Origin of the sequence: Nitrosospira sp. Nsp1 (genome assembly GCF_900100985.1) — a bacterium.
Classification (GTDB): Bacteria; Pseudomonadota; Gammaproteobacteria; order Burkholderiales; family Nitrosomonadaceae; genus Nitrosospira.
In genome coordinates this window covers 16,655-32,112 of sequence record NZ_FMUF01000012.1, presented here as the reverse complement: position 1 = coordinate 32,112, position 15,458 = coordinate 16,655, and the positions used below count along the sequence as shown (strand labels likewise).

Sequence of the window (15,458 nt, the reverse complement as noted above, 5' to 3'; positions counted from 1 at the left end):
AACCTGCACGAAGAAACTCGCCTATGAGCAAGTCACGTGCCGGAGATCGGAGAATTTTTTCCGAATCTCGCGCGAACCCTGGCGATTAGACTGAGACGGGGACTCGCGTTCTTGGTGCCATTTCCGCCGGGCTTGCCGGGTTGGTCATCGAACCAGGGGTAGATCATGGGCATTAACACCATCGTCATCATAGATGCGGTGGTCAGCCCCGAGATCACCACGATGGCCAACGGCTTCTGCACCTCGGAGCCAAGACCGGTGGCGGTCAGAAACGGTGCCAGGCCCAGCAGGGTAGTAGCTGCGGTCATCAGCACGGGACGAAAACGCGCCTCACAACCTTTTTTTACTGCCTCGGGCACACTTAGTCCTTGCTCACGCAGTTCCCTGATAAAAGAAATCAACACCACCCCATTCAATATCGATATGCCCCATACCGCGATGAAACCCACTGATGCCGGTACTGACAGATACTCGCCGGTAACAAACAATCCGATAACACCGCCGACGGAAGCAAACGGCAAAGCCAGGAAGATGAGCGTGGCAAGCTTGACCGAACCAAACAACATGAACAACAGGAAGAAAATTGCGGCCAAGGTAATCGGCACGATCACCAGGAGCGTCGCCATTGCGCGCTCCATGTTCTCGAATTGCCCGCCCCAAACGAAGTAGTACCCGGTAGGCAATTTGATTTCTCTTGCGGTACGTTCCTGGAGTTCAGCCACGAAACCGCCGATGTCCCGGTCATGCACGTTGACGCCGATCACCACCCGGCGTTTGGCGTATTCGCGCGAGATGATCGCAGGGCCATCGACAACGCTGATATTCGCCACCGCGCTCAACGGAACCAGGACGCCGCCGCGCGCTATCAGACCGCTGGGGCCGCCGGGGCCGCCCGGAGGGCGCAGCAAGAGATCACGGATGGCCTCGACATCGTCGCGAAAACGCTCGGGGAAGCGCAAGAGGAGCACAAAACGCCGCTCGCGGTCAAAAACTGTAGTGACTGCCTTGCCGCCGACCGCCGTCGCGACCAACTCGTTGACATCGGCAACGTTGAGGCCATGGCGGGCAATGGCACGGCGATCGATGTCGATCATCAATTCCTGTTGGCCCGACAAGCGTTCGATACGGAGATCGCGTGCGCCGCGCGTCGACTTGATGATGCGCGCCACCTGCTCAGATAGCTTACGCAACTCCTCTAGGTCATCGCCAAAGATCTTGACCGCGAGTTGCGAGCGTACCCCCGTCACCATCTCGTCCACCCGCTGCGCGATCGGTTGCGACAGCGCGATATTCACGCCTGGCAGCACCGACAGCGCCTCACGAATATCCTCCTCGATCGCCTGCTGGGTGCGGCCAGAGCCCTTCAGATCCAGTGCCGCAATGGGGTCGGACTCATTTTGCGACGCAGGATCGGCGGGCTCCGCGCCCCGGCCAAGCTTGGATACCACGCTTACCACCCCCGGCACCGCAGCGATCAGTTTTGTCGCCTCCATTTCAAGCTCGATCGCTTTAGGCAGCGAAATCGAGGGGACACGGATAATCACGGGTGTCACCGCGCCTTCCTTCATGATCGGAATGAAGGATTTTCCGAGCAACGGAAACAAGGCGAACGCCAGCCCGAGAGCACCCAGCGCTATCATGATCGTGATCTTACGGCTCCCCAGCGCCCGATCGAGCACGCGCAAGTAGATGGACTTGAGGGTGGCGACGATTTTGGTGTCCTTCTCACTTCCGCCTTTCAGGATGTAGTCGCTTAGCACCGGCGACAGCGTCAGCGAAACAACCAGCGCCACCAGCAGCGAGATGGCGATGGTGACGGCAAGCGGGCTGAACGTCTTGCCTTCCATGCCTTGCAGGGTCATAAGAGGCAGGAACACAAGGACAGTGACGACAACACCGAAGACCACCGGCGTCCCCACCTCGGCAACTGCCTTGACAATCGTCTCAAGCTTGGATTCGCCTGTGTCGCGGGCCTGACCCAAGCGTAGGAAGATATTCTCCACCACTACTATGGTGGGGTCTACCATCATGCCGATTGCAATTGTCAGCCCCCCCAACGACATCAGATTTGCCGCGATACCCTGCTGGTTCATTATCATAAAAGTAACCAGCGGCGTAATGACCAGCGTCGACACCACGACCAGGCTGGTGCGCAGGTTACCGAGAAAAACAAATAAGACCACGATCACCAGGATCATGGATTCCATCAACGTGCTGTAAACCGTCCCTAGTGCGGCGTCCACCAAATCGGTACGATCATAAAAAGGCACGATCTGGAGTCCACCCGGCAATAGCCCGCGTTCATTGATATCTGCAATTTTTTCTTTTAACCGCCCGACGATTTCCTTGGCATTCCCGTTGGCCAACATCATTACGATACCGGCAACCGACTCGGTGTAGCCGCCCTTGACACTGGCCCCTTGGCGCACCTCTTCGCCGAACCGTACTTCGGCCACGTCACGCACGTATATCGGCACACCATCCACCTCTTTAAGCACGATGTTACGAACATCGTCCAGTGTTTTGATCAGACCGACAGCACGGATTAAATACTGTTCCGCGTGCAGCGGCAGGATGTTGCCGCTGGCGTTTGCATTGTTGCTCGCGATGGCCCGGTCGACCGCTCCTAGCGTCAGATCATAGTGACGCAGCCGGTTCGAATCGACCAGCACGTGATATTCCTTGACAAAGCCGCCAATGGAGTTGACTTCCGCCACGCCCTGCGTCGCGCGCAGCAGGGGGCGCACCACCCAGTTCTGAATCGTGCGCCGTTCGGTCAGTTCGGCGACGGTGAGGGCGCGCTTGCCGTCGTTCGGGTGCTCGATCGTATATTGGTAGACCTCACCCAAGCCGGTGGTAACCGGCCCGAGTACCGGCGTGATACCCGGTATGAGCCTGGGCGTGACTTCGATCAGCCGTTCCATCACCAGCTGGCGTGCGAAGAAAACGTCGGTCTCGTCAGTAAACACCAGGGTAATGAGCGACAACCCGCTCTTGTTCATGGCGCGCAGCTCAACCAGCCCCGGCAGGCCGATCATAGCGAGTTCCACCGGAACCGTGACCAGCCGCTCAATCTCCTCCGGGCTGCGTCCGATCGAAACGGTGGCGACGATTACCTGTATGTTGGTCACATCGGGGAAGGCATCGACCGAGAGATTCTTCGAGGCAAACACGCCTGCCACGCACAGGGCTAATGAGACCACTAGCACCAGAAGGCGTTGTCTGAGCAGGGCGCGTACGAATGAACCAAGCATGACTTATCCTAGATCCGGTATTGACCGCTTATTTAATAGATCAGTGTCATGATTAATCACAATATTTCATATTATTTGACGCTCACCTTACGGGTGAGGGCCGTTACGAGGTGAATTGCACGGTTTTTGCGGCACATGGCCGCGTTGCAATTTCTTGGAATGGAACGGCGCTCCCAAGCATCGCCCGATGGACCCTGCGCAGCGCAGGGGATGCCGCGATCACGTTCCACACGCAAGGGGCGCCCGCATCCCGCCTCGGGTCGCACCTTTCTGCGGAAGGCACTGCTCCACCCTGTGCGGCTGTATTCCGCGTCACTGCGCCTTGCCCTATACCCCAAAAACCGTACACTTCACCCTGTCCAACTACCAGATTCAGGCTTATTCCAATTCGGCTAGCTTCCGCTCGTTGTCCAAGTGAAACGCGCCGTCCACTACTATGTTCCGCTCAGGCGTGAGCCCCTTGAGCACAGGACGCATATCAGCCACTTCGGGGCCCAGTTCAACGGGAACGCGGAGAAATCGATTGTCGCCCTGAGCAAGAAATACGTAATCCTTATTAGCCTCGCGCACCACCGCGGTTTCTGGTACGACAAGGCTTTTATGCGGGTTGTCGGTGACATGCAGTGTGGCCAGCATGTCGGGCTTGAGCTTGCGTCGGGGATTATCAACTGCCGTGCGTACCATCACCGTCCGGGTCAAAGGGTTTACCGTATCGGCAACAAATATAATCAGGCCATCGAAGTTGATATCACCCAGTGCTGGAACATGGATCTCCACATGTTGACCGACCTGCACATCCCGGGCAATTTGCTCCGGCACATCGCCCACCACCCAAACCGAAGACAGGTCAGCTACCCGAAATAGCAGATCGGAGGGCTGTACTACTTGCCCGATGATGACGTTCCGCCCAATAACGATGCCGCTTTTCGACGCTTTGATGGCAACGGATGGCAGAATATGTCCCTTACTTATCAGATCTTTCAGCGCAGCGCTATCCACGCCCAGCAACCTCAGCTGATCCTTCGCCGCCTCCAGCTCGGCACGCGAAACTTCCAATTCCGACTCGCGCCGTTCCACCTCCGCAATAGCGATCACGTCTGCGGAAAGTAAATGGTGAGCACGCTCTGCCGCTTTCTGGGCCAGTACAGTCCGCGAAGACGCTCTTAAGTAGGCAAGTTGCGCCTGCGTTAATTCGGGGCTGGAAATACGCGCCAACGGCGCTCCGGCTTCGACGCTCTGACCCAGCGTCACGTATAAGTCGACGATGCGTCCTGTCACATAGGACCCGATACTGACAAGCCTCTCCTCATCCACCTCGACCTGGCTTGGAACCTGCAACTTATCGGCAAGATCGACCATTGTCGGTTGGCCGATCGTGATGCGTTGCGCCAGTTCCGGCCGAATCGTGATGCTGTTCACATCCTCTGGCTCTTGTACCACGGCTTCTTTGCTGGGGGTTGCAGCCTCCTTGCTGCCGCCACAACCCCCAGAGAGCAGAACGGCAAATACAACCACACCCGTTATCGGCAACATAATTTTCATTCGTGGGCTTGCTCCCCTGGATAATAAGCCCGCAGCCGATCGATTTCGGCAGCAGCAGCCTGTAAATCAAAGCGTGCCTGCAATGACTCCGCTAATATCCCCCGAAGTACACGCTGGGTGTCGAGCACCTCAATCAGAGGACGCTCGCCAAACCGGTAAGCTGCCTGGGCAATTTGCAGTGCATTCTCGGCCTCCTTGATGATACCGCCTTCGAACATCTCCACCCTGCGCTGCGCGATTTGCAGGCCTTGCCAGGCGGATTCAAGCAACTGGCCGATCTCGAAGCGACGGTAATCCAGCGTTTCCCGCACGCGTGCAGAATCGGCGATAGCAGCGTCGATTTCCCCACGACGCTGGTATAACAGGGGAACAGTCACTCTTAGACCACCCCTGTTGTCCGTGTACTGAGCATCCTGATAATTGCTGTATACGACGTCCACCGAGGGCAGCACCGAAGCGCGTTCCTGATTGATTCGCAGACGTGCTCGTTCCGATTCGGCCTGCAAGCGCAACACATCGGGGTTGACAGCCGGCACTTCCAGGCGCAATTGCTCCAGCGGAGGCAGATTGACCGGATCGAACAAGGACGCGTTTATTGCGAAATCAGGTTTCAAGGCGCCCGCCGTAAATTGCATCAGCGCAACCCGCGCTCGTTGCGCATTCAATAGCGCCGCTTCTTTGCGGCTCGCGGCATTCAGCACCTCGGCGTCAGCTCTGATCAACTCGAAACGCGCTGTTTCGCCCACGCCTACGCCCACTTGGATGCGCCGCCGCACTTCTTCCATAAGGTCGAAAACGCTCGCTTCCATGCGCGCTATCTCCTGGCGCAGCAGCAGTTCATATGCGCGTACCCGCAACTGCGCCGCCAGGTCTGCGCGAACCTGATGGAAACTGGCGCGGCTGGCCTCTACGCCAGCCTCGGCCGAACCGATGCGCGCGCTCCGCACAAATGGATTCTCAATAGTTTGACTGACAGTTACCTGACGCGTATTCGTCGCTGGATTTGCCGCCTGGATTCGGGGATGCTGAGGCCCACCTATGACGCTCACTGTCGGATTAGGATAGGCTGTCGCCCCAACCACGCCTGCTTGCGCCATCTCCACTTGCGATTGAGCGGCACGCACCAGTCCGTTGGCTTCCAGCCCCAGCCTTTGCAAGGCTTCGATGGAGAGTGCCCCGGCAGGCGCGGGCGGAGATGCGGCAGCGGAAGGCAGGGTGACGGACGGTATGGCGGAAGGTGGCCCTGCGGACGGCACGGTGGATGGTACTGATGTAGAAGGTATCGTAGGACGCACTTTAACAGGCGGTGCGCCGGATCCGGGGGGAGCAGTTACAGGTGCGGCTGTAGGTGCAATCGTAGGTGCAGGCGCAAAAACAGGTGCAGTGAGCTCAGGCATGGTTGCCGACCCCTGGGCCGAGGCGGGCGTAAATGGCGAAACAAGGATGAGGCTGGGCAAAATACGATAAAGGAGTGATATATGCATGTACTACCTTAAGTTTTTCTAAAGCAATGGCAGCTCCAACGGAAGTGAGTAAGCTGAATTCCAGGCACGATGGCCGGAATCGGCCACAAGCATTTTGACACAACCATAAAAAATTCGATTGCTAAAAAAGAAAACGTAATTCGGCCTCTGCGCGTAGAGGATAAAAAGTAGTCTAATTGAGAACTTGCATCAAGAAAAGTAGTATCTTACTGATGATATAATCGGTTTTTTCGAATTATCACCTTCTCGGTCACGGCAAGGCTGTACCCGCGATGCTCAACTATAAGCAATTACATCATTTTTGGGCTGTCGCAAAGGCCGGCAGTATTGTCAGGGCGAGCGAACGCCTGAATCTCACACCACAAACCCTGAGCGGCCAGATCGGATTATTGGAAGAGTCGCTTGGCGTAGCGCTTTTTCTGCGCGTTGGACGACGCCTGGAATTGACGGAGACGGGCCGGCTCACGCTTTCCTACGCCGATGAAATCTTTCAGGTCGGCAACGAGCTGGAAGAGGCCCTGCGCAGCCACCCTGAAAGCCATTTCATTTCATTCCGCGTGGGCGTCGACGATGCTGTTCCCAAGTCCATCGCCTATCGGTTGCTCACCCCGGCGATGACGCTCGCCGAGCCTGTGCGCATCGTCTGCCGTGAAGACAAGCTTGTCCGCTTGCTGGTGGAGCTGGCCATCCAGCGCCTGGATCTGGTACTCGCGGACCGTCCCATGCCAGCCGAGACTAATGTAAAAGGCTATAGCCATAAACTCGGTGACTGCGGCATCACGTTCTTTGCCGAACCGCGGCTTGCGGCACAGTTCAAGCAAGCATGGCCTCGTATTCTTGATTCGGCGCCTATGCTCATTCCCGGAAAGGAAGCCGCTGTGCGAATACCGCTAATGCGCTGGTTCGGTGCGCAACAGCTTCGCCCGCGTATTGTGGGGGAATTTGACGACAGTGCGCTGATGCAGGCCTTCGGCCAGGCCGGCATCGGCATTTTTATCGCGCCGTCGGTGATAGCCGATGAAGTGCAGCGCGAGCACGGCGTTACAATTATTGGTCAAACAGACGACGTCACCGAGCAGTTTTACGCCATCTCCATGGAACGCCGCCTGACTCATCCCGCCGTCGTTGCTATCAATGATACTGCCCACCGGAAACTATTCGCAAATCTGTATCCCGGTAGCGCTCATAAAGCCGGCAGGCAAAATTGACTTCAGTGGAGAAATTGCTGCCTGTGCCTCGACAGCACTATTTCTCACTTTCGGTCGCCAAAAATAGTTCATTGATTCTTTTGACGAAGCTGGCAGGATCTTCAAGCTGACCGCCTTCAGCCAACAATGCCTGGTCGAACAGAATGTGGCTCCAGTCATCGAAGTGAGCCTCGTCCGATTTCAGGCGTTGAATCATGGGATGGTGGGGATTGATCTCCAGAATGGGCTTGGCATGATCCACTTTCTGCCCCGCTGACTTAAGCAGACGCTCCAGATTCCCGCTCATGTCGTGGCTATCGGCAACCAGGCAGGCAGGAGATTCCGTGAGGCGTAACGTCACGCGTACATCCTTCACCTGCTCGCCGAGAACGCTCTTTATTTTCTCGGTAAGCTCCTTGTATTCGTCCGCTTCTTTCTCTTGCTCCTTTTTCTCCGCCTCATCCTCCAGTTTTCCCAGGTCCAGGCTACCCTTAGCCACAGATTGCAGGGGTTTACCCTCGAACTCCGTCAGATTTGCAACCAGCCATTCATCCACGCGATCGGACAGCAATAATACTTCGATTCCTTTCTTGAGGAAGACTTCCAGATGGGGACTGCTTCGGGCTGCCTTGAGGCTATCGGCGGTAACATAATAAATTTTTTCCTGACCCTCCTTCATGCGGGTAATGTAATCGCTGAACGACATAGTCTGCTCGTCGGAGTCGGTATGGGTGGAGACGAAACGTAACAGCTTGGCGATACGTTCACGATTAGTGAAATCTTCAGCCACTCCCTCTTTGATTACCTGCCCAAATTCCTTCCAGAAGGTCTTGAATTTGGCTTTGTCATCTTCCTGGTCGCTTTGAGCCAGGTCTTCAAGCAGGCCCAGGACTTTTTTCGCGGCGCCCGCGCGTATGGCTTCTATATCTTTCGACTCCTGTAATATCTCGCGCGAAATATTTAGCGGCAGGTCGTTCGAGTCGATTACACCACGCACAAAACGCAAGTAGTTCGGCAGCAACTGCTTGGCGTCATCCATGATAAAGACCCGCCGGACATAAAGCTTGATGCCATGGCGGGATTCACGATCAAACAAGTCGAACGGCGCGCGCGACGGAATATAAAGCAGTTGCGTATATTCCTGCTTACCCTCTACCCTGGCGTGAAGATAGGCCAGCGGCGGCTCGAAATCATGCGCTACGTGCTTGTAGAATTCGTTGTATTGCTCAGTTGTTATTTCGCTCTTGGGTCGCGCCCATAGCGCACTTGCCTGATTAACGGTCTCGTCTTCATCGGTAATCGCGTTTTCATTTTTTTCCTGCGACCACTCCTCTTTCTTCATCACAATGGGGAAGGTAATATGATCTGAATACTTCCGTATGATAGAGCGGAGCCGCCAACCGTTGAGCAGGTCATCCTCGCCTTCGCGCAAATGCAGCGTGATCTCAGTGCCGCGATCTGTTTTCTCCACTGTCTCCAGCGTATAATCTCCTTCACCACCGGATTCCCAACGGATCCCATGCTCAGGCGTCATGCCGGCACGACGCGTAACGAGCGTCACCTTGTCCGCAACGATGAAAGCCGAATAAAAACCGACGCCAAACTGGCCAATCAAATGCGCATCCTTGGCCTGATCGCCGGTTAACGAACTGAAGAATTCACGCGTGCCCGACTTGGCGATTGTGCCTATATGGTCAATGACCTCCTGCCGCGACATGCCAATACCGTTATCGGAAATCGTGAGGGTGCGGGCTGCGGCATCATAGCCGATGCGAATCTTCAGATCTGAGTCGGATTCGTACAGCGCGCCATCGGAGAGGCCCTCGAAGCGTAGCTTATCGGCCGCATCCGATGCGTTGGAAATCAGTTCGCGCAAAAAAATTTCCTTGTTACTATATAAGGAATGAATCATCAGCTTGAGCAACTGCTTGACTTCAGTCTGGAAACTTAGATGTTCTTTTGTAGCTGTGTCTTGCATGGTTTTATCTCCTGAAATAACGCAATAGGATAAATTAGGGCGCATTGGAAGTTTTCAAGCCGCCCAGCGCTAATAAACCGCCAAATCTTGCTTCAACCTAAATCCGGTAGTTGGACGGGGGGAAGTGTACGGTTTTTGGGGTGCTCCATTCCAAGGAGTTGCAACGTAGCCATGTGCCCCAAAAACTGTGCAATTCGCCCCGTAGCGGCCTCACCCGGAAGGTGAGCGTCAAATAATATGAAATGTTGTTATTAATCATAACACTGATATATTAAATGAGCGGTCAACTGCCGGATTTAGGTTCAATGCGTGATTTGCTTCCTATTAATCCATTTTGATTTACAGTCCAGGGTCCAGTCATGTGCATCATAAAAACTTTCGTCCGTTGTCTCGTCTTTTGCATGTTCTGTTGTGTTTTACCTGTCGCCGCGCAAGACCAGGCTCGCCCGCTTCCGCTGGATAAAATTAAACTACCTGCCGGCTTTTCAATCGAGTTGTGGGCAGAGGTACCCAATGCGCGGGGGTTGGCATTGGGAAAAAAGGGCACTGTATTCGCTGGCTCCACCTCGGCAGGGAAGGTCTATGCCGTCACGGAAGCTGACGGTACACGCAAGGTGACAACCATCGCCAGCGGGCTTGACCTTCCCTTAGGAGTGGCGTTTCGGGATGGCGCGCTATATGCCTCTGCTGTCGACCGAATTTTACGATTCGATGATATCGAGGAAAATCTGGATAAACCGGCGAAGCCGACGGTGATAACAGACAACTTTCCGAATGAGAAGCACCATGGCGGCAGATTCATCGCTTTCGGACCCGATAACCTGCTTTATGTCGCGGTCGGGGCACCGTGCAATGCTTGTGAGCCCGATCCGGCGCGTTTCGCATTGATCTCGCGCATCAAGCCCGACGGCTCGGGCTACGAGGTCTTCGCCAACGGCGTGAGGAATACGGTGGGTTTCGACTGGCACCCTGGAACAAAGGATTTATGGTTCACAGATAACGGCCGTGACTGGCTGGGCGATAATCTGCCGCCGGACGAACTCAACCGTGCGCCCGCAAAAGGCATGCATTTTGGTTACCCATACTGTTATGGAAGCGATACTCCAGATCCAAAATATGGTGCAAAGCGCGATTGCAACAAGCTAACTCCCCCGGCAGCCAACTTCGAGCCGCATGTTGCAGCGCTAGGCATGCGTTTCTACACGGGCAAAATGTTTCCGCCGGAATACAGGAATAATATTTTCGTTGCGGAGCATGGCTCCTGGAACCGTCGCAACAAGATTGGCTATCGCCTCAGAGTGGTGAAACTGAAGAACAATAAGGTCGTGAAACAGGAAGTGTTTGCTGAGGGCTGGCTGGAAAAGGAAAATGCTTGGGGAAGACCGGTGGATGTGCTGGTTATGCCAGACGGCGCACTACTGGTTTCAGATGATTTTGCGGGCGCCATTTATCGCATCAGCTACAAGAAACCGTAGGGGTCACGAGCCAATCGCTCCAGGGGGTGATTGGCTGACTGGCTCCGCGCCAACGTAACGCTCGCGCCCCTGGATCCGGGCTGAGGGTGGAACGCAAAAAACTGCCTGCAAGCAAGCGGAGCGCTTCATTCCACCCAACTCGGATCTAATTCGTTTGCCGTATGCCGTTCACCTGGACTTCGACACGGCGGTCGGGTTGCAGGCATGCGATCAATGCCTCGGTTCTCTCACCGCCCTGACACGTGTTGCCGGTTATTGGATCGGCTTTACCCCTGCCTTCAATCCGGATTTTGTCGGAATCCACTCCTTTCGTTACCAGATAGTTCCTGACTACTTCAGCTCGAACCCGGGAAAGGTGATTGTTATATCCGTCAGAACCAAGTCGGTCGGTATAACCGACGATACTGATCGAATCATAAGAAAACGTCTTTAGCTTGGCCGCAAATTCATCCAGTTGATAGCGCGATGAGCCAGGTTTCAGGACGGCTTTATTGAAATCGAATAACTCGTCGGTGGCGAAGCGCACTTTTACAGGCACCTCTGCCGGGGCGGGAGCAGGTGCGGGGGCTGCGGCCACTGTTTCACGTGGATTTATCTTCATGATCACGCTGCTGAAGCCGAGGTTGAACTCCAGGCCCCTGGATGTAGAGACAAACACGACATTCACCCCGTTCTCATTTCTCAGTGCGGCGGCATTGGCGCCGCCGGCTATCGTCAATCCGCCGTCGACACCCGCATAATTGCCATTGAAGTCGTCTATATTGTTCAGGTTATATACCCTTCCGACTGCATCAATCCTGGATGCGCCAATGTCTAGAAACGAAAATCCCTGGATGTCGACCGGGTAGTCCATCCCCCGATAGGTTAACGTACCGCTGCCCCAACTAAAACCAAAAGCGAGTGCGAACGAATTTACCCGCAGTTTAAGGGTTGCATCGGGGAAGCTTTCCTCGGCCTGAGCCCCGATCGGTCCCAAACTAAAAATAACTGCCGTTACGAGTCCCAAGATCCATTTCATTTTCATTTGCACGCTCCTCTGTACGGGGTTTTGCCGATATGGTTATTCCGGAAGAATCAAACATTCGCAGTACATTCCATATATAGCTGCTGCCGAGATACAGGTCAAGTCGAATCTGGTAAAGGGAAAGTGAGCTGGGCTGTCTAACAGCCTGTTGGACTTAAAGAATCGCAGCGAAAAAGTGACTGGATGAGGGAGATTTTGAGGGTTTTGAAGGCCAATAGCTATTCTATTGGCTAAAAAAGCAGAAAAACATGAACCCGCCAGACGCTTTTGCAGCCGATTTCCTTTAAGTCCGACAGGCTGCCAGGCAGGTATTCTTGCGATTTTGTCTTACTGATGAGGCATCTTCCCGATGCATGCCGGTTCCCTCCGATACGCCTCAGCTCGGCCTGATATGCAGCATTCCAGGTAAGATCAATGGCGCCTGGTCCGCCATCCCCTACATGGACCTATCGGACAACGAACCGCTGGGAGACCCAGGCTTTGGCGCACTACATTGACTGTTGAATGGCGTAAGCACACAAAGCAATCAGCACCTGAGGAAAAAGCCCGAATCCGAGCATTGCCAGTCCGTTTGCGCTTATCAGCACCTTGACGTCGTTCTGCGGCACAATGAGTACATCGGTTTCAGGTTCATCGAAGTACATCAGTTTAACGATGCGCAAATAATAAAACACGCCGACCAGCGAAAGAAGTACCGCCACCACTGCCAACCAGATGTAACCTGCACTCAATACTGCCTGCAAGACCGACAGCTTGGCATAAATGCCCACCGTCGGAGGAATGCCGGCCATCGAGAACATCAGCAGCAGCATCATAAACGCATACCATGGGTTGCGCCGGTTGAGCCCCTTGAAGTCATCAAGCTTTTCAGCCTCGAATCCTTCGCGCGACAAGAGCATGATTATGCCAAATGTACCCAGCGTCATCAGCACATATACCACAACATAAAACATTGCCGCGCTGTAGCCATTTTCATCCGCAGCGAGGATGCCAAGCAACACGAACCCCATGTGCGAAATGGTCGAATACGCGAGCATACGCTTGATGTTGGTCTGGGCAATGGCGGCAAAATTGCCGACAACCATGGACATAACGGCGAGAATAATGAGCATTCCCTGCCAATCCGCCGACATCCCCCCCATTCCCTCCGCCAGCAAGCGCATGACGAAGCCGAACCCGGCCAATTTGGGCGCCGAACCGATAAACAACACCACGGCTGTCGGTGCGCCCTCGTAGACATCGGGAACCCACATATGAAACGGCACCGCGCTCAGCTTGAAACTGATGCCGGCGACAATGAATACAAGCCCCACCACCAGGACGGCATGATTGATTACGCCTGACTGTATTACTTCGGTTACGCGAATAATATTCAGGGAACCTGTCGAGCCATATATCATGGACATGCCATACAGCAGGAAACCCGAAGCCAGCGCTCCCAAGACGAAAAATTTGATTGCCGCCTCGGTAGATCCAGGCGAATTACGTCTCAACGCCACCATGGCATAGAGCGATAATGACTGGAGCTCCAGCCCCAGATAAAGGGTCAGGAAGTGACTGGCGGAGATCATGACCATCATGCCCAGCGTTGCAAATAGCGCCAGACTGAAAAACTCCCCGCTGAGCATGCCGCGTACGGCAATATAACTTCGCGAATACACCAGCACCGCGGATACGGTGATATACACCAGTATCTTCAGTATATCCGCCATCGCGTCGTCGACAAACATGCCGGAGAAGGTATAGACGACGCCGGGAGCGGAGGTGACGAACGAGATAAGCACGCAACCGAGCAACGCAATCTGCGCAAGCAAGTATGCGATATAGGGTTTTTTTTCGCCCCACGCAAGATCGGCCAATAGCACCACGCATACCATACCCAGTAGAAAAATCTCTGGATAGGCGGGTGCGAAATCAGGCTGCGTAAAATTCATTATCATCCTCAAACAAGCAACAAGCAGGCCACTTTATTTACACTACAATTTGCTGCGTCCGACATGCACAAGCAAATCATCGACCGTGGTATGCATCACTTCCATCAATGGCAATGGATAGAGACCCATTCCCAGTACCGCAACAGCTAGAATTGCTAATATCAGGATCTCCCGACCACCGATATCCTTCATCTCTTCCACGGCGGGATGTACGATTGCGCCGAATATGACGCGTTTATACATCCAGAGCGTATAAGCCGCTCCGGTGATCAGCGTGGTAGCTGCGAAAAATGCATACCAGAAGTTCACCTTCATGGCGCCCATGATGACCATGAATTCCCCGACGAAACCGCTGGTACCGGGCAATCCCGTATTCGCCATCGCAAAGAGCATGAAAAATGCGGCGAATACCGGCATTCTACTGGCCAACCCGCCGTAGTCGGCTATCTGGCGCGAATGCAGCCGGTCGTACATAACCCCTATGCATAGAAACATCGCAGCGGAAATAAAACCGTGCGAAATCATCTGCACCATCGCGCCTTCCAATCCATAGGCGTTGAACAGGAAAAAGCCAAGCGTGACAAATCCCATATGCGCAACAGATGAATAAGCGATGAGCTTTTTCATGTCCGCCTGTATCAGTGCGACGAGGCCGATATAGACGATCGCAATCAGCGATAATGCGATCATCATGCCGGCGAGATATTGGCTTGCATCCGGCACGATCGGCAGCGAAAAACGCAGGAAACCATAACCGCCCATTTTCAGCAGAATTGCCGCCAGTACAACCGAACCTCCCGTAGGCGCTTCCACGTGGGCATCTGGTAGCCAGGTGTGAACCGGCCACATCGGCACTTTTACCGCAAACGCCAGCGTGAAAGCGATAAATATCAGGATTTGCGGCATAAGCGGCAACGGCAGCTGGTGATAATCAAGTATTGAAAAGCTGCCTCCGGAAACCTGATAGAGGTAAATGAATGCCACCAGCATCAACAGCGAACCGAGCAGCGTATAAAGAAAAAACTTGATGGACGCATAGACGCGGTTGGGTCCTCCCCAGACACCGATGATCAGAAACATCGGAATCAGCGACGCTTCCCAGAAAACATAGAACAAAATCGCATCAAGCGACGAGAACACACCGTTGACGATGCCGGACATGATGAGAAACGCGGCCATATATTGAGATACGCGTTTACTTATCACCTGCCACCCCGCCATTACTACCAGTGGGGTCGTAAAGCAGTTGAGCAGAATCAATGGCATGGCAATGCCATCTACGCCGAGATGGTAATGAATATTGAAGCGCTCGATCCAGAGGCTATATTCGACGAACTGCATGCCGTTCGACAGCGGATCAAACTGTGTATAAAGCGGTATCGCAACCAGCAACCCCGCAACTGATCCGATGAGGGCAATCCATCTTGCCAGTTGCGCATTACGGTCGCCGCCGGTGGCGAGCACACCAACGCCGGCAAGAATAGGCAGCCAAATGATCAAGCTTAACAGGGGAAGACCGAACAGCATGTTTATTCCATTTTATCCATTAGCGCGCAGCGGATGAAGGGGCCGAAAACCCT

General features: G+C 54.3%; 10 protein-coding genes. 3 read left to right on the top strand and 7 right to left on the bottom strand.

The features are described 5' to 3' along the window. Window positions 1-32: 32 nt before the first annotated feature. The 3 genes from BLP78_RS09090 to BLP78_RS09080 all read right to left on the bottom strand — a co-directional run bounded on the left by BLP78_RS09090 (window position 33) and on the right by BLP78_RS09080 (window position 5,953). Window positions 33-3,254 (bottom strand): efflux RND transporter permease subunit, encoded by a 3,222-nt coding sequence (locus BLP78_RS09090; protein WP_090458586.1) that lies wholly within the window; start codon window positions 3,252-3,254, stop codon window positions 33-35. A gap of 378 nt (window positions 3,255-3,632) precedes the next feature. Then, complete coding sequence (locus BLP78_RS09085; RefSeq protein ID WP_090458584.1) at window positions 3,633-4,796, bottom strand: efflux RND transporter periplasmic adaptor subunit; 1,164 nt, start codon at window positions 4,794-4,796, stop codon at window positions 3,633-3,635. Continuing rightward, the gene (locus BLP78_RS09080) at window positions 4,793-5,953 is read right to left on the bottom strand and encodes a TolC family protein (protein WP_256330187.1); all 1,161 of its coding nucleotides are present in this window, start codon (window positions 5,951-5,953) and stop codon (window positions 4,793-4,795) included. The genes BLP78_RS09085 and BLP78_RS09080 overlap by 4 nt, the downstream gene beginning before the upstream one ends. Window positions 5,954-5,960: 7 nt before the next feature. Here BLP78_RS09080 and BLP78_RS16005 point away from each other — a divergent pair, with 7 nt between their 5' ends. Both BLP78_RS16005 and nhaR read left to right on the top strand, forming a co-directional pair. Next, window positions 5,961-6,263, top strand: coding sequence for a hypothetical protein (locus tag BLP78_RS16005; protein WP_256330186.1), 303 nt, complete (start codon window positions 5,961-5,963; stop codon window positions 6,261-6,263). Between the two features lie 289 nt (window positions 6,264-6,552). Next, window positions 6,553-7,488 carry a transcriptional activator NhaR gene (gene nhaR, locus BLP78_RS09075; protein ID WP_090458580.1) on the top strand — a complete coding sequence of 312 codons (936 nt, stop codon included), beginning with the start codon at window positions 6,553-6,555 and terminating at the stop codon, window positions 7,486-7,488. A 37-nt stretch (window positions 7,489-7,525) separates the two neighbouring features. Here the strand turns inward: nhaR and htpG are convergent, their stop codons facing one another. Further along, complete coding sequence (gene htpG / locus BLP78_RS09070) at window positions 7,526-9,445, bottom strand: molecular chaperone HtpG (protein WP_090458579.1); 1,920 nt, start codon at window positions 9,443-9,445, stop codon at window positions 7,526-7,528. A gap of 359 nt (window positions 9,446-9,804) precedes the next feature. On the opposite strand from htpG, the gene BLP78_RS09065 reads away from it, so the two are divergent. Beyond that, window positions 9,805-10,920 carry a PQQ-dependent sugar dehydrogenase gene (locus BLP78_RS09065; RefSeq protein WP_090458577.1) on the top strand — a complete coding sequence of 372 codons (1,116 nt, stop codon included), beginning with the start codon at window positions 9,805-9,807 and terminating at the stop codon, window positions 10,918-10,920. Window positions 10,921-11,065: 145 nt separating this feature from the next. Here the strand turns inward: BLP78_RS09065 and BLP78_RS09060 are convergent, their stop codons facing one another. The 3 genes from BLP78_RS09060 to BLP78_RS09050 all read right to left on the bottom strand — a co-directional run bounded on the left by BLP78_RS09060 (window position 11,066) and on the right by BLP78_RS09050 (window position 15,405). Beyond that, a complete protein-coding gene (locus tag BLP78_RS09060; RefSeq protein WP_090458575.1) occupies window positions 11,066-11,944 on the bottom strand; it encodes an EipA family protein in 879 nt (292 codons plus the stop codon). A 488-nt stretch (window positions 11,945-12,432) separates the two neighbouring features. Continuing rightward, window positions 12,433-13,878, bottom strand: a complete 1,446-nt coding sequence (gene nuoN, locus BLP78_RS09055) for an NADH-quinone oxidoreductase subunit NuoN (RefSeq protein ID WP_090458574.1) — start codon at window positions 13,876-13,878, stop codon at window positions 12,433-12,435. A 42-nt stretch (window positions 13,879-13,920) separates the two neighbouring features. Continuing rightward, complete coding sequence (locus BLP78_RS09050; protein WP_090458572.1) at window positions 13,921-15,405, bottom strand: NADH-quinone oxidoreductase subunit M; 1,485 nt, start codon at window positions 15,403-15,405, stop codon at window positions 13,921-13,923. Window positions 15,406-15,458: the final 53 nt, after the last annotated feature.

What these genes read in the sequence shown, in the direction of transcription:
- BLP78_RS09090 (WP_090458586.1), bottom strand. Translation starts at nt 3,254, where the DNA reads ATGCTTGGTTCATTCGTACGCGCCCTGCTCAGACAACGCCTTCTGGTG.
- BLP78_RS09085 (WP_090458584.1), bottom strand. Translation starts at nt 4,796, where the DNA reads ATGAAAATTATGTTGCCGATAACGGGTGTGGTTGTATTTGCCGTTCTG.
- BLP78_RS16005 (WP_256330186.1), top strand. Translation starts at nt 5,961, where the DNA reads ATGGAGAGTGCCCCGGCAGGCGCGGGCGGAGATGCGGCAGCGGAAGGC.
- nhaR (WP_090458580.1), top strand. Translation starts at nt 6,553, where the DNA reads ATGCTCAACTATAAGCAATTACATCATTTTTGGGCTGTCGCAAAGGCC.
- htpG (WP_090458579.1), bottom strand. Translation starts at nt 9,445, where the DNA reads ATGCAAGACACAGCTACAAAAGAACATCTAAGTTTCCAGACTGAAGTC.
- BLP78_RS09065 (WP_090458577.1), top strand. Translation starts at nt 9,805, where the DNA reads ATGTGCATCATAAAAACTTTCGTCCGTTGTCTCGTCTTTTGCATGTTC.
- BLP78_RS09060 (WP_090458575.1), bottom strand. Translation starts at nt 11,944, where the DNA reads ATGAAAATGAAATGGATCTTGGGACTCGTAACGGCAGTTATTTTTAGT.
- nuoN (WP_090458574.1), bottom strand. Translation starts at nt 13,878, where the DNA reads ATGAATTTTACGCAGCCTGATTTCGCACCCGCCTATCCAGAGATTTTT.
- BLP78_RS09050 (WP_090458572.1), bottom strand. Translation starts at nt 15,405, where the DNA reads ATGCTGTTCGGTCTTCCCCTGTTAAGCTTGATCATTTGGCTGCCTATT.